At 69.4% G+C, this 20,476-nt stretch carries 16 protein-coding genes and 4 pseudogenes; 12 read left to right on the top strand and 8 right to left on the bottom strand.

The features are described from left to right. Positions 1–190: 190 nt before the first annotated feature. Positions 191–1,099, bottom strand: a pseudogene (locus ACIBA9_RS30105) (transposase family protein); the annotation flags it as partial. Between the two features lie 27 nt (positions 1,100–1,126). Beyond that, positions 1,127–1,696, bottom strand: a complete 570-nt coding sequence (locus ACIBA9_RS30100) for a GNAT family N-acetyltransferase (RefSeq protein WP_399367919.1) — start codon at positions 1,694–1,696, stop codon at positions 1,127–1,129. A 174-nt stretch (positions 1,697–1,870) separates the two neighbouring features. Between ACIBA9_RS30100 and ACIBA9_RS30095 the strand changes: the two are divergent. Beyond that, positions 1,871–2,230, top strand: a pseudogene (locus ACIBA9_RS30095) (transposase family protein); the annotation flags it as partial. A 43-nt stretch (positions 2,231–2,273) separates the two neighbouring features. Beyond that, complete coding sequence (locus ACIBA9_RS30090) at positions 2,274–2,693, top strand: hypothetical protein (protein ID WP_399367917.1); 420 nt, start codon at positions 2,274–2,276, stop codon at positions 2,691–2,693. Positions 2,694–2,706: 13 nt separating this feature from the next. On the opposite strand, the gene ACIBA9_RS30085 is transcribed toward ACIBA9_RS30090, so the two are convergent. Further along, positions 2,707–3,583 (bottom strand): IS5 family transposase gene (locus tag ACIBA9_RS30085; protein ID WP_399367915.1). Its coding sequence is split into 2 segments (ribosomal slippage): positions 2,707–3,525 and positions 3,527–3,583, totalling 876 coding nucleotides; the frame shifts between segments, so codons are not numbered across the junction. A 66-nt stretch (positions 3,584–3,649) separates the two neighbouring features. On the opposite strand from ACIBA9_RS30085, the pseudogene ACIBA9_RS30080 reads away from it, so the two are divergent. Continuing rightward, positions 3,650–4,100, top strand: a pseudogene (locus tag ACIBA9_RS30080) (transposase); the annotation flags it as partial. Positions 4,101–4,290: 190 nt separating this feature from the next. On the opposite strand, the gene ACIBA9_RS30075 reads toward ACIBA9_RS30080, so the two are convergent. Further along, positions 4,291–5,484, bottom strand: a complete 1,194-nt coding sequence (locus tag ACIBA9_RS30075; RefSeq protein ID WP_399367913.1) for a hypothetical protein — start codon at positions 5,482–5,484, stop codon at positions 4,291–4,293. 958 nt (positions 5,485–6,442) lie between these two features. After that, positions 6,443–6,628 carry a hypothetical protein gene (locus tag ACIBA9_RS30070; protein WP_399367911.1) on the bottom strand — a complete coding sequence of 62 codons (186 nt, stop codon included), beginning with the start codon at positions 6,626–6,628 and terminating at the stop codon, positions 6,443–6,445. An 833-nt stretch (positions 6,629–7,461) separates the two neighbouring features. On the opposite strand from ACIBA9_RS30070, the gene ACIBA9_RS30065 reads away from it, so the two are divergent. The 6 genes from ACIBA9_RS30065 (at position 7,462) to ACIBA9_RS30040 (ending at position 13,017) form a co-directional block, all read left to right on the top strand. Then, positions 7,462–7,770 (top strand): GNAT family N-acetyltransferase, encoded by a 309-nt coding sequence (locus ACIBA9_RS30065; RefSeq protein WP_399367909.1) that lies wholly within the window; start codon positions 7,462–7,464, stop codon positions 7,768–7,770. A 203-nt stretch (positions 7,771–7,973) separates the two neighbouring features. Next, the gene (locus tag ACIBA9_RS30060) at positions 7,974–8,123 is read left to right on the top strand and encodes an ATP-dependent DNA ligase (protein ID WP_399367907.1); all 150 of its coding nucleotides are present in this window, start codon (positions 7,974–7,976) and stop codon (positions 8,121–8,123) included. A gap of 289 nt (positions 8,124–8,412) precedes the next feature. Continuing rightward, positions 8,413–9,222 (top strand): GNAT family N-acetyltransferase, encoded by an 810-nt coding sequence (locus ACIBA9_RS30055; protein ID WP_399367905.1) that lies wholly within the window; start codon positions 8,413–8,415, stop codon positions 9,220–9,222. After that, a complete protein-coding gene (locus ACIBA9_RS30050; RefSeq protein ID WP_399367903.1) occupies positions 9,150–9,665 on the top strand; it encodes a sterol carrier protein domain-containing protein in 516 nt (171 codons plus the stop codon). The genes ACIBA9_RS30055 and ACIBA9_RS30050 overlap by 73 nt, the downstream gene beginning before the upstream one ends. A gap of 776 nt (positions 9,666–10,441) precedes the next feature. Next, on the top strand, positions 10,442–11,707 hold the full coding sequence (locus tag ACIBA9_RS30045; RefSeq protein WP_399368068.1) for a SpoIIE family protein phosphatase: 1,266 nt from the start codon (positions 10,442–10,444) through the stop codon (positions 11,705–11,707). 839 nt (positions 11,708–12,546) lie between these two features. After that, positions 12,547–13,017, top strand: a complete 471-nt coding sequence (locus ACIBA9_RS30040) for a hypothetical protein (RefSeq protein WP_399367901.1) — start codon at positions 12,547–12,549, stop codon at positions 13,015–13,017. Between the two features lie 623 nt (positions 13,018–13,640). On the opposite strand, the gene ACIBA9_RS30035 is transcribed toward ACIBA9_RS30040, so the two are convergent. The 3 genes from ACIBA9_RS30035 to ACIBA9_RS30025 all read right to left on the bottom strand — a co-directional run bounded on the left by ACIBA9_RS30035 (position 13,641) and on the right by ACIBA9_RS30025 (position 15,270). Next, on the bottom strand, positions 13,641–14,132 hold the full coding sequence (locus tag ACIBA9_RS30035) for an RNA polymerase sigma factor (protein WP_399367899.1): 492 nt from the start codon (positions 14,130–14,132) through the stop codon (positions 13,641–13,643). A 122-nt stretch (positions 14,133–14,254) separates the two neighbouring features. Continuing rightward, a complete protein-coding gene (locus tag ACIBA9_RS30030; protein ID WP_399367896.1) occupies positions 14,255–14,875 on the bottom strand; it encodes a class F sortase in 621 nt (206 codons plus the stop codon). Next, a complete protein-coding gene (locus ACIBA9_RS30025) occupies positions 14,872–15,270 on the bottom strand; it encodes a sortase-dependent protein (RefSeq protein ID WP_399367894.1) in 399 nt (132 codons plus the stop codon). The genes ACIBA9_RS30030 and ACIBA9_RS30025 overlap by 4 nt, the downstream gene beginning before the upstream one ends. An 813-nt stretch (positions 15,271–16,083) precedes the next feature. On the opposite strand from ACIBA9_RS30025, the gene ACIBA9_RS30020 reads away from it, so the two are divergent. The 3 genes and pseudogenes from ACIBA9_RS30020 (at position 16,084) to ACIBA9_RS30010 (ending at position 20,266) form a co-directional block, all read left to right on the top strand. After that, positions 16,084–18,249, top strand: coding sequence for a tetratricopeptide repeat protein (locus tag ACIBA9_RS30020; protein WP_399367892.1), 2,166 nt, complete (start codon positions 16,084–16,086; stop codon positions 18,247–18,249). Then, positions 18,249–19,409 (top strand): cyclophane-forming radical SAM peptide maturase AmcB, encoded by a 1,161-nt coding sequence (gene amcB, locus ACIBA9_RS30015; protein ID WP_399367890.1) that lies wholly within the window; start codon positions 18,249–18,251, stop codon positions 19,407–19,409. Before ACIBA9_RS30020 ends, amcB begins: the two co-directional genes overlap by 1 nt. 172 nt (positions 19,410–19,581) lie before the next feature. Further along, positions 19,582–20,266: pseudogene (locus tag ACIBA9_RS30010) on the top strand (carbonic anhydrase). The last annotated feature ends 210 nt before the right edge of the window (positions 20,267–20,476 follow it).

The following is a 20,476-nucleotide window of genomic DNA, read 5'->3' as shown; positions in this document are numbered from 1 at the left end:
TATTCCCGGGGGCGGCTGGGCGCGCCATGCCCCGGTTCTCCGGCCCCCGCCCCTAACGGCTTGGGGAGCGATAAGAATTTGGGGAGGCTCGGCTGAGCAATCCGCCTGGGATTGATCAGCAGGACGTCGGGCGGGCGTCGGCGGCGAGGACGAGTTCTTTGCTCGTCTTGCGGCGGGTGGCCCGGCGGGCTGACCGGTCGGAGACCAGGCCGGCTATGGCGGCTTGGGTTTCGGCGAAGTATTCGCGGCGGCCGGTGTAGCGCTGCAGGGGCCGCCACTGCTTGTACTCGGCGTTGGCGTGCTCCACGCAGATCCGGTTGGAGGACTGTGCTCGGCGTTCGTGCCGCCAGGCGTGCTGCTCGCCGAGGGTCGCGTCCTTCTTCGGCTTGCGGGGTGGGGCGGTGACCTGGTGTGGGAACTGGTTTGTCAGGCCCCGGTAGCCCTCGTCGACATGCACCTTGACGCCGGGGCGGCAGCGTAGCTGCTCGGCGATGCCCTCGGTGCGCACCGCGGTCTGGTCGTGCATCCGTCCTGGCCGCGCGACCCCGGAGAACAGGGTGCGGCCCTGGCCATCGCTGAACGTGGTGGCCTTGATGGTGTTCTGCTTGCGCTTGCCGGACACGAACGCCTTGCGGCCCGGACGCCCGGCCTTCCGGCGTCTCACCTGCACGTCGGTGCCGTCGATACGCAGCTCGACGTCCTCGGCCTCGGCGTAGGCGAACACGTCCTCGATGGTGCGCAGCCGGATGCCGGGCTGATCGGGCACGGCGAACCCGCGCGCCGCCAGCAGCGGCCGGACCTGCCGGATCGCGGCGGACGCCGTGGAGCGGTCCACTCCTAACAGCACAGCCAGGGCCGAGTGCGGAAGATCGTGTCCCAGGTGCGCGAGCGTGACCAGCACCCGGTCGACGAACACCAGACGATGCTTCGGGCCCGCACCGGCCTCGCGGCGGCGGTCGCCGCCGCGCCGCTCCCGCAGCGCAGACTCCTGCTGCGTCTCCCACGCACGGACGAGCTCAGCGACGAGTTCTGCAAGATGCTGCCGGGATAAGCCCGATAGGGCACGATGAGACAAGGCCACGCGGGCTGATGACTTCACATCCACGGGCGCCGCGCCTCGCGCCGCCTACGCCTGCCGCAGCTCCCACTGCTCCTTCGTGATCTCGTACCGCACACCCCCGTGCTCGGAACCCTCAACCGCCATCATGTCGTCCGGCGTGGGGATGTTTTCCGCGAGCGTCATCCCGAGCTTCTCCATAACGTTGCGCGAAGGGCGGTTCACGGTCATCGTCTCGGCCCACACCATGCGGATGCCGAGCTCGGCGAACCCCTTCGCCAGCAGCGCCTGCGAGACCTCGGTGGCGTAGCCCCGGCCCCAGGCCGCCTGGCGCAGGCGGTAGCCGAGTTCGGCCTCCTCACGCGGGCCGCTGCGCAGCGGACGCAGGCAGAACCAGCCAACGAACGCGCCGCCGTCCTTCTCGTGCGCGGCGAACAGGCCGAGGTCATGATCCCAGCGCTCGTAGCCGGCGAGGATGCTGGGGATGGCGAGGTCGCGGACCTCCTCTGGCGGGGTCGGAGCGCCGCCGGTCAGGTAGCGCATCACCGCCGGGTCGCTGTCCAGCTCGATCAGCAGGTCCGCGTCGGCGGCGGCGAAGTGGCGGAGGGTCAGGCGCTCGGACTCGAGGTAGGTGGTCACGTGAGGATCATGGCCGAGCCGGGTCGGACGGTCCAGGGAGTTTTCGGGCCGCGTCTGTCACCGGGTGGGGTGCTGGAGGAACAGCAGCATGGCACGGCCGCCTTCACGTCACGGCCGAGGACGCGCCTCTATCGCTCCCCGAGTCGTAACACAAGACACGAACGATCTCTTCACGTGGCTGGTGTGATCACGGCGTCGGAACCGCATTGGATAGCCTCGTTCAGCGGACTGCAACCGCGCGACTTCCCCAGGCTGATCGCTATGTTGCGCCGAGAAGGTGCTGAGCTGACTCGCCGGGGACGTCCCTGGTCAGTGCCGCTGGAAGACCGCGTGCTGCTGGTCACCGCTTACTGGCGGGCCAACCTGACACTGCGCCAGCTTGCCCCGCTGTTCGGCATCTCCAAGTCAGCCGCCGACCGCATCATCGACCACATTTGGCCGTTGCTGGCGCTCAAACAGCGGCAACGCTTCCGCGCCGGCGCCGTGCTCATCGTCGACGGCACGCTCGTGCCCACCCGCGACCACTGCGCCGCCTAGGCCGTGTATCGGAAGTGGATCGTGCGCATAGGGTGTCGGCATGTCACTGGGTCGCATAGTCCTCTTGTCCGGTCGATCGATCCGGCTCACCGAGCTACGGATGTCTTCGACCTACGGGGGGATGCTGGAGGGCTACCCGTGCAAGCGCATCAACGACCGGAAGGTCAGCTGGGTCCAGCGGCAGGCCGAGCTTGCGTTTCCCTCCACGCCGGTCCATCTCGTTCCGCCCTCGCGCGAGTACCCGGACGAGACCGCCGGCGCCTTCGGTCCCGTTGAGGTGCTGCCTTCCGTGGCCTGCGTCGGCGTCTTCGACTCCACGGCGCTCGACCCGGCAATGGACGGCTCTTCCCTCATCGTCGCCTGGTTCCAGCCAGCACCAGAGGTACCGGCGGGTGAGGATGCTGACCTTGCGCTGCGCAGCATTCCCTGGGAGGAGCTGGCCCAGGACTACGAGCTGTAGCGACGAGTGCTCATCACAGCCACTCGTTGATGGCCGTGACGAGGACTGTAGCTTCGAAGCGGACCGCGAGCTTGTCGTAGCGGGTGGCCACGGCCCGATGGCGCTTGAGGCGATTGATTCCACACTCGACGGCGTGGCGCTCGCGGTAGTCGGCCGGGTCGAAATGCGGCGGCCGGCCGCCGCGGGAGCCGAGTTTTCGGCGGTTGCGGGCCTGGTCGGCCTTGTCGGGGATGGTGCAGAGGATTCCACGGCGGCGCAGGTAGGCGCGGTTCTTGCGGGAGGCGTAGGCCTTATCAGCCCGCACGCGATCAGGGCGGAGGCGTGGCCGGCCCGGTCCGATGCGGGGCACTCGGACCCTCTCCAGCACGGGTTCGAACTGCGGCGAGTCCCCGCGCTGCCCGGCCGTGATCACGATCGCCATGGGTTTCTGCCCCTGCTCGGCGGCCAGGTGCAGCTTGGTGGTGAACCCGCCGCGCGAGCGCCCCAACCCGTGATCGCAGGGCTCGGTGAACACGCCGCCCGGTGGTTCCTTCTGCAGGTCGCCCTGCTTGCGGGCCCCGGCCGCATGCTGGTGGGCGCGGCAGACCGTGGAGTCGACATTCAGGTCCCACGTGATCGCCCCCTTCGCGTCGGCCAGGGACTGGAGCCGGGTGACGATCCGGTGCCAGGTGCCGTTCCGCTGCCACCGACGGAACAGGTCGTAAACCCGGCCCCACGGCCCGTACTCGACGGGTACGTCCCGCCACGACACACCAGTTCGTACCCGAAACCGTATGCCGTCGATCAGCTGCCGGCGAGGCCAGACGGGCGGCCGACCCGCCCCTGGTCCCCCTCGGCAACAACGGCTCCAGCACTGCCCACTGCTCGTCTGTGAGATCCCCCCGCCCCATGAACCGTGATCATTCACCGCTCAAGATCCACTTTCGATACACGGCCTAGCAGTCCAAGAACTACGCTCCACCAACCACCAAGTGGTCATCGACGCAGACACACGGATGGTCATTGTGGTCGGACGGCCGGTGCCCGGGAACCGCAACGACTGCAGGGCATGGGAGCTGTTCAGGCGCGAGGGCCTCCGTCGGCCGCACCACCGCGATCGCAGACGGCGGTTACCGGGGCACCGGCCTGGTCATCCCACACCGCCGCGGACCAGGCCAGACTGAACTCCCAGCCTGGAAAGAGGAACACAACACTTCCCATCGCAAGGTGCGCACCCGCGTCGAGCACGTCCTCGCCCGCATGAAGACCTGGAAGATCCTTCGCGACTGCCGCCTGAAAGGCGATGGTGTCCACCACGCCATGCTCGGCGTCGCACGCCTACACAACCTGGCCCTCACTGGATATAGGCACGCCTGTGGGTGGTACGTCATGCGACGACTCATAGATCATTTCCGGGACAAGGCTTAACAAGCCGTCACTGACAGGCGGGCTCCGGTGGCGCGCCCCGCCCCACCCGCCCGAAAAGTGGGGGTCTGAGGGCTCAGCAGCGCCTAGGAGTGCCTCGCTGCGCCCACGCCAGCGCTGCGTCCCGGAGAGGGCCCCTTGAGGGCGCCAGCGCTGCGTCCCGGAGAGGGCCCTTGAGGGCTGGCCTTGGCCGCTATCGCGCCGGAGCGGCGAGTACAGCCCTGGCCTGCCGTATGAAGTTGCGCTGCGCCTGTTCCAGTACCGTGCTGTGCTCTCCGAACATGCGGACACGCTGCGCGAAGTCGGCCGCGGGAAGGCGCATCGCGTTCGCCTTCGCCTGGACTGCTTCATGGATGGCAGAAGCCAAGTCGGCCATGGAGTCAGGGCCGGTGATCGCCACCGCTGTCACTGCTCGCCGTAGTGCTTCCAAGGCGGCGTTGGTAGGAGCCCATAGCTCCCGGTGGTCAGCATCGTCATCCCACCCAGGCTGGACACGAGCAACGATGATCGAGCTGAAGGTGGCCTCTGCCTCGCTACATCGATCAAGGACGGCCACAAACGCCGCTTGCCGCTCTTCCCTCAGCCGATGCCTTACATCCACGGCTTCTTGGTCCTGCACCTGCCGCCGGATCAATCGTCCTTGGACGATGGCGCCTCCCAGTGCACCCGCCAGCGTTCCAGCAATCCCCAGCGCAGCAGCCCACACGGCTGCATCCCCCTGATCCATGCCACGCATCATGCCGCCCCAGTGCCGCGAACGGTGTCGTCCTCCTGGTCGTGAGGGACGGCCGGGAGAATCCTGGAAGGGTGCCCACGAAGACCGTCTTGAGGTGCAGCCAATGCGGCAGCGTGCTCCCCGAGGGCAGCCGGCCGCCGCCCCCGTCCACCGGGTTGAGCCAGCGCGCGGTGGATGACCGAGGTCGGCGCGCTCGGACAGGGCCGCGACAGCATGGTCGAGCAGCCTCTGCTCCCCGCCCACGCCGATGCATGACAGACGGCGCAGGTAGGCGCGGGCCGCCTCGTCGGCAGGGTGTCCGGGGCGGGGGTGGGCTTCGGCCGCACCGGCGGTCGCCGGGTGCACGGTGATCAGGTGATTCAGGACGCTGCGCTGGGCGTCCTCGGCGAGTGTGTCGAGCTGGCTGGTCTCGACACCGAAGGTCATTCGATTGAACAGGGAAGGGGTGGCCGGCGGTTGGGCGGCTTCGCCCTGGGCAGGCGCTTCGGCCAGGGCGAGAGCGTCCAGCATCTCGGCGGCGCCGGTGCGCAGCAGCTCGGTGCCTTCGGCCTGTGGGCTGGTGAAGCGGGCGGTGAGGTGCGTGAGCATGTCCTCGTCGAGAAGGGTGCCCAGTGCCAGGGCCCAGATCTGCCCGCCGCGCTGCCGGGACAAGGGTGACTGTCCACGGGGCCGTCCCACAGGAGTCCAATGACGATTGGACACACCGGCCCGGAAGTGCGCTGGTGGGCGCTAGGGGTCAGGTCACTGCAGGTGGCGTAACCACCTGGGTGTCCAGGGGCACCGTAGACACCCGCGCACGAACCAGCGGGGGGTGCAAGGCATCGTGGTGAGGAGACCAGTGGCACAAGAGCCGAATACACCGCGTTGATCGACGAGCTGGTCCGGTTCCGTGACGGCCTGTTGAAGGCGGCCCATCGGACCGCACCCCGGCCGAGGCCGCGCAGGCCAGCCCAACGACGATCGGGGGACTGGCTGCGCAAAGGCCAGTTTCCCCAGGAGATCGATCCGCTGCTGCGGTTGGTGTGGGTCGCGCGGGGGCTGGAAGGAAACTGCTGGACTGGCCATCAGACCGGAGGTGGCGGCGCTCGACGCTCGACGAGCGGCGCTCGACGCCTGGCTCGTCTTCGAGAAGCGGCCGGGTCTCGATGACGCCGCCGCCTACCCGCACCTGAAATTGTAGGTGGGCGGGGCCAGTTGAATGAAAGCAACTGGTCCCGCCCACCTACACGAGGGAGGAGGAGAATGCCGCACGGGGGGTAAATAGTGGAAGCCACAACGTGCCACACCTCTTGTTTGCGTCATACCGCAAAGGGGTCGCCTATCACACCACAGATCCGCACGAGCCCTGGCTGCCCGCCGTCACTGACCTTCACATAGACGGTGTAAGACCATCCCCGTGACTCCGCTTCGCGCCGCGCCCAGGTCAGCACTTCGTCAATATCAGCGTCTGACACTTCGTATTCGTGCGAGTGATTACTAGCCGTGTCCCAGAAATAAACGCGATACACGGCGTGGTCCTGCTCCCAGGTGGTGTCCCTAGGGTCTACTGTGCAAATATGCATGACCTCATCATAGAACCTGGGTCACGTTGGCACGCCCTCTTAGAGAGCTACTTCACGTAGAGCGTCTGGCTGAGGCCGGTGTCGATGTTCCCGGGCTGCGGGGCCGTGATCTGACCACTGATCACGCCAGTGTACCGCCCCGCCTTGCGCACCTGCTTTCCGCCTTCCAGGGGCGTGTAAAACGTTGCAGTCTTCCCATTCTTGATCACCTGGGTCTGACTGGAAGTGGTCATGACCTGCCTCGGTCCCATACGGGGCCCCAATTCCAGCCTGCCGTTGAGGTGCACGGTAACCGACGGGTAGGTGCCTTGGCAGGTAACCCGGGTCTTGAACAGAATCCGCCCATCGGGCTGCCCTGAAGACCGGTGGGGGTTCTGTGGTGTCGCGGTACAACTCGCGCCACCAGCAGCAGCAAACTTGACACTCCGCGGCTGAGGCGATTCCTCGGCGCTTGCGGGGGTTGATATCAGAACGGTCGCAGTCAATCCAACCGCTCCCAGAGAAATTATCATTCGGCGCTTCATGAACACGCTCCTTCTGGTGGGGGGTCAAGAGCCAGAACTCGGGCCACCAATAGCCCTGCCCTGGGTGTCCCGACATTACAGCAACAGATCATCTGACTAGTGATCAGTGACCTTGATCACGCGGATTTCAAGCCATGTGACCGCCGCGAGCCACGCCCGCATTTCACCGCGCCCGACCTCTCGTACGCAGCCCAATGCACCCGGACGCCCAGGGACTTCACGGGCATGGATGCCACCGGGGCCCTGGGCTGGGCTGGGTGATCGGGGTCGCTTGTTCTTTATGGTCTGAGTCGGTTTCGTTCAGTGCTGCTCTCGGGTCGTTTCGCGGTCTTGCCCACGTCGTAGCGGGTGGCGGGCTGTCTGTTCTTCAAGTCAAGTGGTCTGCGTAGTGCGCGAGTTGAGGACTTCCAAGTCGGTGAGTTGAGGATTTCGGTTCGTTGCCGTGGCGGCGCTGAAACGGAGCGACGAGGACTGGCGGTGCTCGAAACCCGAGTGCGGGCCGAACTCGGACTACGGCAGGATGGGGCGGATGGAGCAATCCCTTGAGGTGTCTGAACTCGTCACTGACGCGGGATTCGCGCTGCGGTCGTGGCGTCTGTCTGACCTTCCGCTGGTCCTTGAGGCGAGCCGGCAGCGTCGCGTTTGTCGAACGGCAGTGGGGCCGGGCGACCACGAGGGCGGGGTATACGTTCGTCATCGTGACCTCTGCCGGTCTGCCGGTCGGCCAGGTGGGGCTGTGGTTGAGGGATCTGGAACAGGGCCGTGCGTCGCTGGGCTACTGGGCCGGGTTGTCGGGGCGGCCTGTACCAGGGCGCATGCGGAAAAGGGCCGCCCCACCCCCGCCGTCCTGACACGGCAGAGCAGCATCGACGGTATCCGCCTGCCGTGCACAGCGCTGCCCTTCGCGTGCGTTCCGGGCTCCCGGTCCGCGCCCCCGCAGACCGCGGGCCGGGCGGTCGCCGGGCTCCTCGCCCCGGCCGGCGACGACCACGCGTGGACGGGCTGGACATTCTCCGCCCGCTGGGGCTCACGCTAGAGGCTGAACGTCACACTCGTGGCACCGGAACTGGTGGTGGAGGAGGTCGGCGTCGACATCGCCCGCGACAGTGCAGGCCGGTGGCGACACCCCGCAAGCTGGCACCGGGCACGCCCGGAGCTGTCACCCGCCGACGTCCCGGCCTTCGAGCCCGGCCCGACCGGCTGAGCGTGCCCGTCGGGCGCGGCCCGCCAGGACGCTGCACGGTTCATCTTGCACGTCCTGCCAACCGCACCAGATCCACGTCACGTTCATGGGATGCGGTCGTTTCTGGGGTTGCTCAGCTATCTCGATCTGCCTGACTTGGTCCATGAGAACGGACAGCAGATGTTCATCGATGTCGGAGGCGGAGGGCGCCGAGGACGAATCGAACTGTGCAGGAGTTCAGGCGGCACCGACAGCGAACTGCGTGCAGGTGGGCCGATCAGCTCCGTCAGATGTGTTGTACACATGTCCGATGACCACTTCTCAGTTCCAGCTTCGCTGCGTTGGCGAGCAGGAGTTCGTTCCCTGGGCGCGCATGATTGCCGACACCTATGGTCTGGATCGCTCGGAGGAGGAGCTTGCTGATCAGCGAGCTGCAACGGATCTCTCTCGCACCCTGGCCGTGTTCGACGAGGGCGAGCCGGTTGGCGGGGCCTCCGTCTACAGCCGGATGCTGACCGTTCCCGGTGGCGTCCTGCCCGTGGCGGGGATCGCCTCGGTGGGCGTGGCCCCGACGCATCGCCGCCGCGGCATCCTCACCTCGATGATGCGCGCCCAGCTGACCGACCTGCACGAGCAGCGACGAGAGGCGATCGCCGCGCTCCGTCCCTCGGAGGCTGGCATCTACGGACGGTACGGCTACGGCCCCGCGACCGTCGGTAACCGGATGCGCTGCGACCGACCCGCCATGGGGTTCCGCCCGGATACCGACTTCGGTGACGGAACCGTCCGGCTGCAGCACGCCGACCAGGCCCGCCCCCTTCTTGAGGAGATCTACGACCGGGTCCGCACCACTACGGTCGGCTGGCCTGACCGGCAGACGGCCCACTGGGCAGTGCGCCTCGCCGACCATCCGCATCGGCGCGGCGGCGCGACCTCGCTGCGGTTCGCCGTGCACCAGGAGTGCGACGGACGTGCCACCGGCTACGCGTTGTACCGGCACGGCTCCGCCCCAGACGGTGCGGCGGCAGTGCCGGAGTGGTGGAGGTGGTGGAACTGGCGGCGTGCTCGCGCCAGGCGTATGCGGCGCTGTGGCGCTTCCTCGCCGGCATCGATCTGGTGAGCCGGATCGACTACGAGGGCTCTGTGGACGAGCCCTTGCCCCACCTGCTCATCGAACCCCGGGCGGTCCAGGCCACGCCGGTGGACCGACTGTGGCTGCGGCTGGCCGACGTGGACAGGGCCTTGGTCGGCCGGAGTTACAGCCTTCCGCTGGACCTGGTGCTGGATGTGCGGGACGACTTCTGCCCGTGGAATAGCGGCCGCCACCGACTGCAGGCGGAAGCAGGGAGCGCCGTCTGCGAGCCCACGACCGCTCCGGCCGACCTGCGGCTGACGGCGGCGGAACTCGGCGCGGTCTTCCTCGGCGGCACTTCGCTGACGGCCCTCGCGGCCGCTGGCCTCGTCGAGGAACTGCGGAGTGGTGCGCTATCCCGAGCCTCGGCGGCCTTCCGCGGCGAACGCGAACCCTGGTACCCCGGCGGCTGGGCCTTCCCGCTCTATTGAACAGTCCTGCGGAAGCCGCTGCTGCATACGGCCACTGCGGTGCTGTCGTTTCTCGTGAACATCGAACACCGGCTGGCACAGGTGCCTCCCGAAGCGATGAACAAGTGCTGTCCGAATTCGCGAACAAAGCCAATCTGCCGGTGGACGAAGACGTCGGCTGCGCCCCGACCTTGCGGTTTCACGCCCCGGAGACGTACATGGTCCGTGCACGACGTGCCGCCAGCGACGTCCGGGACCCCGACCGCGGCACCAGGCGAGCGCAACGGAAGGCAGTGAGCCGGGGAGCTTCTACGGGCGCGGGCCCTCCTGTGGTGGAGCGGCCGGGGGCAGGGGCTGCTGGCCGCGCTCGGCCTGAAGGCATGCTGCGGGGGCGTTGCGCTGGTGTCGGTGTCACGGTGGGCGAGGGCTTCAGCCGCCCGACGGAGGCGTTGCTCCGTGGCGGCCGCTCCGTGGCGGCCGCTCCGTGTCGGCCTGAAGCTCGGCGGCCTTGGCCTGCACAGCCCGCAGGGTGCCGGGGTCCTCCAGCACCGTGCGCAGGTCCGCAGAGGAAGTGGGCTCGGCTTCGGTGGCGTCGGCCCGGCCGTTGCGGGGAGATGAACTCTGGTTCAGTCGGGCCGGCCGAGGTCCTTGCCATAGCAGATATCGACGTACAGCCCCGTGCACTATGCCGGGATCTCGGAGTAGCCGTGGCGGACGTACAGCGCTGCGGTCTAGCGAGATCGGCAGGCGTGTGAGCCGGACCTTTCGTAGATTGAAGAGTGAGCGACTGGCAGGAAATGCGCGTGGAACCGAAGATCGACTACCCGGGGGTGTTCGCCGCCCTTCCGAGCCCGTGCCTGGTGCTCGGCACGGACCTGGTGATCGCGGCTGCCAATCGGGCCTTCTGCGAGGTGACGGGACGTAGCCGGGCCGAGCTACTGGGGCAGTACCTTTTCGAGGTCTTCCCGGACAACCCCGCCGACCCGGATGCCGACGGGGTGGACACGCTGAAAGCCTCACTGCACCGTGTCCTGTCCACCGGGCAGACCGATCACATGGCGTTGCAGAAGTACGATATCCCGGTCACCGGGAACCCCGAGGTGTTCAAGGAACGCTGGTGGACCGCGATCAACGTGCCCGTCCTCGGACCGGACGGCAAAGTCGCCTGGATCATCCACCGCTCCGAGGACATGACCGACGTCGTCCACGCCCACCAAGCCGCGCACCTGCCCTCGGGCCGCCCCGGGCGGGAGGCGGCCATGGAAGCCGAGTTGTACGCCCGGGCGCGGCAGCTGCAGCAGCTGAACGAGGAACTGCGACAAGCCCACGCCCGTGAACGGCGCATCGCCGTCGCCCTCCAAGAAGCGATGCTCCACTCCCCCGACCTGGCCCGGCACCCGAACATCGCTGTGCGGTACCTCCCCGCGACCGGATCACTGAACGTGTGCGGCGACTGGTACGACGCGGTCGACCTTCCCGCGGACCGCTTCACCGTCACCGTCGGCGACGTGGTCGGCCACGGCCTGACGGCAGCCACCGTCATGGGCAGGCTCCGCAGCGCGCTGAGCGCCGCCACCCGCACCGTCCACGGCCCCGCCCAAGCCCTGGAAGTCCTGGGCCTGTACGCCCGCTCGGTCGAGGGAGCGCTGGCCGCCACCGCCGTCCAGGTCCTCATCGACTGCCACAGCCACCTGCTCATCTACAGCAGCGCCGGCCACCCCCCACCTGTCCTGCTGCACCCCGACGGCACCTGCGACCTGCTCGACCAGGCCACCGACCCACCTCTGGGCGCCCGCCCCGAACACGTCCCCCGCCCCCAGGCCAATGCCCCCTACACCCCCGGCGACACCCTCATCCTCTACACCGACGGCCTGATAGAACGCCGCGACGAGGACATAGACACCGGCCTGACCCGCCTGACCACCACCCTCGCCACCTGCACCGACTTCGGCGCGGAACACCTCGCCGACGCCCTCCTCGCCCGCCTGGGCCTCGCCAGCGGCGCGGACGACGACATCGCCATGGTCGTGGTCCGGCTGGAGCGAACGACCCGACCGTACTGATCAGGGGGACGCCGCAGTCCCTCAGCGCATGCGCGAAGATGCTCCTCCCCCCGGCCCTCTTCTCCAGCGGGTCCGCAACCCGCTGCCGGCGCGCGTCCTCGGCAGCTACAGCGCCGCCGATCCTGTGTGGTTCCGGGTCGACACCGTCAGGGCGTTCTTCCCTGGCTTATACCTCGTGGTCGACGCCCAGGGCCGGATCGTCTGGCTCGGCATGGCGGGCAGGCTTCCTGGGCGTGACCGGGCGGATCATGCTCGGAGTCGACGTTGCCCGTGACAGTGCAGGCCGGTGGCGGCACCCGGCAAGCTGGCATCATGCGGGGTTGGTACGCGAGATGCCCGCTCGATGAGCGGGCACGAGGTGCTTCGTAGCTCAGTGTCGGGGGAGCTCACGTCAAGACGGAGATGCCGGGCCGGTCACATACGAACTGCGTCCTCGCGCCCGGCATCGAGATCGTCTGCCGCGACCGAGCGACCAGCTCCGGCTCGACGAGGGTGACGTGCAGTCTCTCGCGTGAGCCCCACCCGGCGGGAGAATGTCCAGCCCGTCCAGGGGTGGTCGTCCGGCCGGGGCGAGGAGCCCGGCGATGGCCCGGCCCGCGCGGTATGCGGGAGCGTCGTACTGCGCCCAATGCCTGCAGGCGTCCGTCGGTGTCGTATCGGCCCGGCAGCAGCGGCCCTGCGGCGGCGGCAGGCCTACCCGAACCAGCGGGTTCGAGGGATCTGGACGGTGCTCAGGCGAGAACCCACCTGGGGCGTGGTGGTCCTGGGAGGGAGTACCACGCGGGTTCGCCTTCGCTGTCTGGGACAAGATGGGGCCTCGGATCTGGACGGGGCTTGGGATGGGTTACGACCTGCAAGCAGTGATCGCTGAAGGGGAGGCGCTGCGGGGTGTGGCGCGGGACCTGCCTGCCGCTCGGCTGGCGTCGATCGGTCAGGGCCTGTCGCTGATGCCGATGACGGACGCCCTGTTCGATTCCGTCGCAGACGGGAGCGGCGCAGGCGCGTTGGGGTTCTGGCGGTTGCCAGGGGGGTTTGAGAAGCCCCTGGCTGCCTGGTCAGCCGGTGGGCCGGTGGCCTACGTGGAAGCCGAGTACTTCGGCGGCGTAGGCGAGCAGCGGGCTGCCGTGTGGGATGGCGGCACCCTCGTGCTCGGCCCGCTTCACGTGGAGGAGGGCCAGCCCTTCCCGCCGGCCGGCAGCCCGATCTCTCAAGCGCTGCGGTGGTTGGGCGTAGTGGCAGGCGCTGGCGAGGACGAGTTCTCGGCTGTGGGGCTGGACCGGCATCGACACGGCGAGAGGTGGGTTGACTGACGCGCGACTTCCGGATTCCCGTACTCACGGGCAAGTTCCCGGCTCAGCTCGCGGAATCTGCCCGTGAGTGCGAGAACCTCGTGCGTCGTGGGAGCTTCGTTCAGTGCTGATGCGCGACATGTCACCTCGTTCCAGAGGCCGCTGTGGCATCAGAGCGCCTTGGGTCCGTCGACGGCGCTGCTGTCCGGGAGCGTGACGTGGGGGCCGTGGGTGGGCGTTCTGTCGGGGGTGTGGAGGGGACGGCGGATGGCGAGGCGGTGGTGGCCGGGGGGCGCGTGGGAACGGGTGTCGTATCCGTCGAGGGGCGGACGCTGGGGCGAGGGGTGGCACTCGCGGAAGTCGAATCGGTCGGGGTCGGCAGGGCCGTGGGGCTGCTCGCGGGCGGTGGGGCGAGGGGCACCGTCGGGGAGGCGGGGTCGTGGTGGGCGGTGCGCAGCAGTGGCAGGGCGAGGAGGGCGGCGACCGTGCAGGTCGCGCCGGCTCCGGCGGCAGCGCGGAGGATACGGCGGCGGGTCGCGCCACGGCGGATCTCCTCGTACCGGCCGGCGGGAGGGGCCAGGTGCTGAGAGGGCGGCCGCATGATGACGGCGAGGGGGTCGTCGGGTTCGAAGTCCGGTCCGTCGTCACTGTATGTGATCAAGGCTTCTCCTCAGGTGGGCGCGGAGCAGTTCGCGGGCCGCGTGCAGGTCGGCCTTGACGGTTCCTTCCTTGCGCCCGGTCAGCACGGCCACCTCCCGGATCGGCAAGTCAGCGTAGTAGTGCAACAGGGTCGGTATGCGCAGTCGTTCGGGGAGCCCCTGCACGAGCAGGCGGACAGAGGCGTCGGTCTGCTCGGTGGGCGGAGACACGGACGCCTCCACGGTGACGCGACGCATGGCTTTGCGCTCGCGCTCCAGGCGGCGCCAGTGGTCCCGGACGATGTTGGCGGCCGTGACGTAGAGGAAGCCCCGGGGCTCCGACACGGTCGTCCAGCGGGCCCAGAGGCGGGTGAACGCCTCCGAGGCGATCTCGTGGGCGGTCTCGTCGTCGTCGACCAGACGGCGGCACCAGCCGGCCAGGCGCGGGTAGAGAACGGCGAACAGTTCGGCTGCCGCCTTCTCACGGGACCGTTTCAACACTCTCCATGGGGGGATGGGGGCGCTCTTCGCGCCCGGGGGCGCGGGGGGCACCCGCAGGAAAGACCCCGGACCGACGGCGTACGTTCCATCGGCCCGGGATCGGGGCGGCCGGCAACCGCTCAGTGGCGTGTGGCGCTCAACGTGGCAAAGACGATCACATTGTCGAGATAGCCGTCGCCCGTACGAGGCCCGCCGCACGTGATGAGCCGCAGTTCCGGCCGGTCGACGTCGCCGTAGACCGCCTTCGTCGGAAAGTCGGCCTTGGCGACGGTCCGCACGGAGGTGACGCTGAACTCGGCCGATCTGCCGTTCTCCAGGCGCACCGTGATCCCGTCACCCCGGCGCAGCCGGTCGAGGCGGCGGAAGACGCCGTCCCCGTAGGCGCCGACCGTGACATGGCCGAGGATCACCGACGGACCGGTCTGGCCCGGCGCCGGGGAGTTCTGGTACCAGCCCGCCTGGTCGTGTGCGGTGATCGGGGGCACCTGCACACCACCGTCCTGCGCCAGCCCCAGTCGCATGACGGGGGTGTCGACGCCGATCTCGGGAATCCGCAGCCGCGCCGGGACCGAACGGCTCAACGGGGCCGATGCGTTGGCCGGGCCCGCCGAGGACCGGGCGGGCACGTGCGTGCCACTCGGGCGGGTGGCAGATGCCCCGTCGCCATTGTGGCCGGCGCAACTTATGAGCAGCGAGGCCAGTGTCACGGTGACGAAAGCGCGCCTGGAGAGGTGAGTCATGCCCCGGTCGCCCGCCGGCGGCGCACGAGGAAGACGGCCGCGCCGCCCAGCGCGAGGGCACCGGTGGCGCTGCCGCCGATCAGCGCGCCGTCCGAGCCGGAGCTGTCGGAGCCCGTGGTCACGCCGGTGTTGGGAGCGCCACTCGGTACGACGCCCACCTGGCCGCGTCCCTCGCTCGGCACGACGGAGGGCACGGGGGTGGCCGCCCGGCTCGGCGCCCGGGTGGGGACCGAGCTCGGCTCCGCGCTGGTCGGCGCGCTCGGCCGGGCCGACGGTTCGGAGGTGGCGGAGGGACGGGTGGGGGACGCGCTCGGGCCGTCGGCGAACGCGGGCACCGTGCTCGCCAGCACGGCGACGCACGCGGCTGCCGTGGCGCTGAGGACTGTTCGGCGCATGTATCGCTCTCTTTCGTCGGCCGACCCGGCGGATGGCCGGGGCGGCTGCGTGATGGATCGAGCGGAGAGACGAGACAGGATCAGCACAGGTTGTAAAGGGTTGGCAAAGTCGCGCGGGGTGAGGATTGCGCCGCGCGGCAGCGTCCCGGGGCAGCGCACGCCGGCCGCGGACCCGCCGCGCCGCAAGGCTTGGCCGGGCCCGTGGATCGCAGAGCCGCCACGCCGCCTTCGCGTCAGGCCCGGCGCCAGCGTTCCACCGACCGCACACCGCCCCGCGATGACCGCGGCCATGTCGCGGTCCCGAAAACGGGCCGCCCCTTCCGTGAACTGGCCACCGGGCAGCTCTACTTCGGCGATGAGGATCCGGCTAGACGCCCCACCCGCAACCGCTAACCCCCACCCCCAACCAGGCAAAACAGCGCTGACGAGCGAAAACACCAACCGAGTCTTTACGCGCTGGGACTACCTACCCCCCACCCGGGCCACACTCCACACACAACACATAAGCCCAGCTCACCCGCCCCGCCCATCCAGCGCCAACCGCCCACCCCGGCTTTTCAACGAACCCACAACACCGCAGGCCAACAAACACCCGGCACACCAACAAACTCCCCTCCGAGCGTTATCTGATCTCCGCGCGCCCCAGATCGAGATCACCTCATGCTCGAGATCCCCTTTCGGCACCGCCGGTAGGGCAGGATGTGCCGTGTGAGCGGGGGCAGATACGGCGGGGATCGGATCGACTTCAGCAACAACACGTTCCGGGGCGAGGTGATCGGAAAGAAGGTGGAGCATCACCGCCATTACGGACCCATGCCTCGTGTAGAGGACGCGCTCCCGCCGGCGGCGGCCGAGTTCACGGGGCGCGACGAAGAACTGGCCACACTGCTCGTGGCGTTGGCCCCCGACGGCGCACACCACGCCGCGGTGCCGGTCACCGCGGTGGCCGGGCTGGGCGGCGTGGGCAAGACTGCGCTGGCCGTACGGGCCGCCCACACGGCACGCGAACGCGGCTGGTTCCCGGCCGGCGCCCTGTTCGTCGACTGCCATGGCTACGACGAGACGCCCGCGGGACCCGAGCAGCTCCTAGAGGCCCTGCTGCGCGCCCTGGGAGTGGCCGCCGCGCATATGCCGAGCACGCTGGACGAGCGTGCCGTGCTCTACCGCTCGGCGCTCGCGGAGCGTGCCCGCACCGGCGGCCGTGTACTGATCGTCGTGGACAACGCCTCGCATCCTGGGCAGGTCAGACCGCTGCTGCCCGGCCACCCCGCACACCGGGTCCTCGTCACCTCGCGCGACACCATGCCACAGCTCGGCGCCCATCAGCTCCACCTCGACATCCTCCGGCCCGAGGTGGCGCGGAACGTCCTGTGCGCGGCGCTGCGCACCGCCGCCACCGCCGACTCACGCGTCCGGGACGACCCCTATGCGGCCGGGCGGCTGTGCGAGCTGTGCGGTCATCTGCCGCTGGCGCTGCAGATCGCGGCCGCGCTGCTCATCTCCGATCCGGGCAAGCCGGTGGCGGAACTGGTGGCGGAGCTGGCCGGCTCCGCCACCGTCCTCGATCACCTGGACGACGGCGAGCGCGGTGTGCGGGCCGCCTTCGATCTGTCGTACCGCCGCCTCGGCCCGGAACCCGCACGCCTCCTCCGCCTCCTGGCGCTCGCGCCGGGGCCGGAGACGAGCGACGAGGCGCTCACCGTGCTGTCCGGCGCCGACACTCCGCCGCGGCGGGAGCTGAACGTCCTGGTGCGTGCCCATCTGGTCGGCCCCGGCAGTGTGCGGGGCTGCTGGAGCATGCACGACCTGGTCCGCGCCTACGCCCTGGACCAGGTGTCGCGGGAGGAGCCGCTGCGCGCGGAGGGCACGGCAGCGCGGGCCCGGCTGCTGGCGCACTACCAGCGGCGGACCGAGGCGGCTGACTGGTATGTGCAGAACCTTCCCGGCCGGGTCCCGTCCTCCGGATTCGGCAGCCGGGAGGAGGCTCTGAGCTGGCTTGACCGCGAGCGCACCGGCCTCATCTCCGCCGCTTTGTGGGCTGCCTACCCTGTCCATGCCCCGGCCGGGCTGGGACTGGCCCTGGGCCTTTTCGGGTATCTCAACCGGCGGCGATACTTCGACGACGCGGTGTCCGTTTATCAGTGCGCGGCCGAGGCGGCGCTCGCGCTGGGCGACGGCTTGGGTGCGGGCAGGGCGTTGCGCTATCTCGGTCTCGCCCTGCGCGAAAACCGCAGGCTCGAGGAGGCGATAGCGGCGCACACCCGCGCCTGCGGGATCCACGGGGAGCGCGGCGACCGGCCCGAGGAGGGGAAGGCCTGGGACATGCTCGGTGTCTCCCTGACCGAAGCGCGCCGGTTCGACGAGGCGATCGAGGCCCACGAACGCGCCCGTGAGCTGGCGCAGGCGGTCGAAGACGCACAGGTCGAGGCGTCGACCTGGAACAACCTCGGCCGCGCCCTGTTCAAGCTCGGCCGGTTCGACGAGTCGATCGTCGCCCTCTCCCGGGCCTGCGCGATGTTCCGTTCGGTCGGCGATCGGTTCCGCGAGGCCACCGCGCGGAACAACCTGGGGCGCGCCTTCCGCGAAACCGGGCGTCTGGCGGAGGCCCTGGCGGCGCACACCACCGCTCGTGCGGTCTTCGAAGAACTGGAGGATCGTGAACGCCTCGCCACGTCGTGGAACGACTTCGGTGTCACCCTTTCCGCGCTGGGCCTGTTCGACGCGGCCGTCGACGCGCATCGGCACGCGCTACGGGAGCAGCGGGATCTCGGCCATCGGCACGGTCAGGCGATCGCGGCCCACAGCCTCGGCGTCACCCTCGGGCGTGCGGGCCACCGCGAGGAGGCCGTCGAGGCGCATCTCCTGGCGCTGCGCCTCTACCGTGAGCTGGCCGACCACTATGGCGAGAGCGAGATGCTGAAACTCCTCGCCGGCGCCGGGCACCGTGAAGAGGAACCGCTCGGGGAAGCCGGCAGCTGATGACGCCGCCGCTCCCCCGCGCCCGGCTGGCGAGGACGAGTTCCCTCGTCCTCCTCCAGCCGACGCCGCTGTGCAACCTCGATTGCCGCTACTGCTACCTGCCCGCCCGAGATCTGACCCGCGTCATGTCCGACGAGGTCGCCGACGCCGTCGCGCAGACCGTCGGCTTCTGGTCGGAACGCCACCCGGTCACCGTGCTGTGGCACGGCGGGGAGCCGCTCGCCACGGGCGTGTGCCGCCTGACGGCGCTGCTCGACCGCTTCCCTTCAGGCCGCGAGTATCCGGTACGACACGCCGTGCAGACCAATGCCACGCTCATCGATGAAGCGTGGTGCCGGCTGTTCCGCGAGCGAGGGATAGAGGTCTCCGTCAGTGTCGACGGTCCCGGCCCCGGCGACGGCCGGGGGGAGCGCGGCGGCCGGGTGGACCGCGGCGGCCGGGTGGACCGCGGCGGCCGGGACGCCACCGGCCGCGCGCTACGCGGTATCGGTCTGCTCAGGGAGCACGGCATCGCATTCGGCGCCATCGCCGTCGTGGCCGACCCGACCCCTCACAGAGCGGCCGAACTGCACCAGTGGTTCACCGACCTCGGCTGCCGCATTCTTGGCATGAATCTGGTGGAACGCAAGGGCGTGAACACCCAGGCCGTCCAGGACGACCAGAACGTCGCCGACTTCTGGGCCGCGCTGGCCGCCTGCGGGCGCGCCGACCCGCGCATGCGCCTGCGCGATGTGGAGCACGCCCGTCGGTACGTCAGGGCGGAGCTCGCCGGTACGGCCGGGCAGTGGGCGAGTCAACCGGTCGATCCCCTGCCCATGGTCACCTGGGACGGGCAGGTCGTGCCCGTCGCACCGGACCTCGCAGGGTTCTCCTCCACGCGCCACGGCCGCTTCACGGTCGGCGACGTACGGGAGCACGGACTCGTGGGCTGCCTGGCGCGGGCCGAGGACACCCCCTGGGTCGCCGAGGCCCTCGCCGGGATCGACGCCTGTCGCACCGTATGTGATCTGTTTGCCTACTGTCGGGGCGGGCAGGCCGCCAACAAGTACTTCGAGACCGGGCGACTCGACGTCACCGAGACCGTCTTCTGCCGCAACAGCAGGCAACTTCTGATGGAAGGACTGATGCGCGATGCGGAACGAACTGCCGGTAAAAACTGAGGGCGTTGAGGCCCGGATACAGTCCCTTCGAGCGGCACTGCTCGCTGTGCCGGACACCGATACGGAGCCGGTCTGCGTGGACTGCGGCGAAACCGTATGCACACACGCCGCCACCCTCTTCTCGGGCGGGACGGACATTCCCCAAGTGCATGACTTCTAAATCCTGCTGCGGTTGGCGGAGGCGGCGGTCGCGGAGCCGGGCGTCACGGTCCACGCCTTCGAACTGCTGCTGGCCGGCAACCAGCGCTTAGTCGCCGGCCCCCCGAGCACCCCAACCAGGACGCCACCCGCCGCGCCGACATCGCTCCGTCCCAGCAGCCCTTCGCCGTGCTGTTCGGCTGCTCCGGCTCCCGGCTGGACGCCGAGATCATCTTCGACCGCGGCCTGGGCGACCTGTTCGTGGTGCGCACCGCCGGCCACGTCATGGGCCCGGAGGTACTGGGCAGTATCGAGTACGGCGTGGGCATCCTTGGCTGCCCGCTGGTGATCGTCCTCGGCCACGACTCGTGCGGCGCGGTCGGCGCCGCGTGTGCCGCCGTGGAGAACGGCATGACCCCGACCGGGTACATCCGGGACGTCGTGGAAGGGGTGACCCCAGCGTGCTGGCCGCACGGGCCGCCGGACACGTTGAGCCCGAAAAGATCCTCACCGAGCACATGAGGCACACCGTCGACCTGCTCCGGGACGGCTCCCGAGTCCTCGCCGAGAAGGTCACCGCCGGGCAGGCAGCCGTGGTCGGTCCGTGCTACCGCCTGGCCGACGGCAGCGCACAACTCGTCATCGCCCGCGGCCTCGACACGTTGGCCCGCCGCGCTCTGACCGCCCGGCCGGAGCCGCGCCGTGACTGCCCAGCGTGATTTGCCGCGGCCGCAGGACGCCCCCTATACGCAGATGAGTAACCCATCGGGTTTCACCGCTTGGTCCTCCCGGAGGGACATCCCGATGGCTCACGGAACTGACCACGCGCCCAGCATCTCCCCGCGCCGATCCTGACGCGGGCCGCGGCCGGAACGGTTGCGTACGGACGAACGTACCTCGCTGTAAGGCGCATTTCCGGGCCGATCGGG

Origin of the sequence: Streptomyces sp. NPDC051452, from assembly GCF_044454765.1 — a bacterium.
Lineage (GTDB): Bacteria > Actinomycetota > Actinomycetes > Streptomycetales > Streptomycetaceae > Streptomyces.
This window is presented reverse-complemented; position numbering and strand designations above follow the sequence as displayed.

What these genes read in the sequence shown, in the direction of transcription:
- ACIBA9_RS30090 (WP_399367917.1), top strand. Translation starts at nt 2,274, where the DNA reads ATGTCACTGGGTCGCATAGTCCTCTTGTCCGGTCGATCGATCCGGCTC.
- ACIBA9_RS30070 (WP_399367911.1), bottom strand. Translation starts at nt 6,628, where the DNA reads ATGACCACTTCCAGTCAGACCCAGGTGATCAAGAATGGGAAGACTGCA.
- ACIBA9_RS30055 (WP_399367905.1), top strand. Translation starts at nt 8,413, where the DNA reads ATGACCACTTCTCAGTTCCAGCTTCGCTGCGTTGGCGAGCAGGAGTTC.
- ACIBA9_RS30045 (WP_399368068.1), top strand. Translation starts at nt 10,442, where the DNA reads ATGCGCGTGGAACCGAAGATCGACTACCCGGGGGTGTTCGCCGCCCTT.
- ACIBA9_RS30040 (WP_399367901.1), top strand. Translation starts at nt 12,547, where the DNA reads ATGGGTTACGACCTGCAAGCAGTGATCGCTGAAGGGGAGGCGCTGCGG.
- ACIBA9_RS30030 (WP_399367896.1), bottom strand. Translation starts at nt 14,875, where the DNA reads ATGACTCACCTCTCCAGGCGCGCTTTCGTCACCGTGACACTGGCCTCG.
- ACIBA9_RS30025 (WP_399367894.1), bottom strand. Translation starts at nt 15,270, where the DNA reads ATGCGCCGAACAGTCCTCAGCGCCACGGCAGCCGCGTGCGTCGCCGTG.
- ACIBA9_RS30020 (WP_399367892.1), top strand. Translation starts at nt 16,084, where the DNA reads ATGCCTCGTGTAGAGGACGCGCTCCCGCCGGCGGCGGCCGAGTTCACG.
- amcB (WP_399367890.1), top strand. Translation starts at nt 18,249, where the DNA reads ATGACGCCGCCGCTCCCCCGCGCCCGGCTGGCGAGGACGAGTTCCCTC.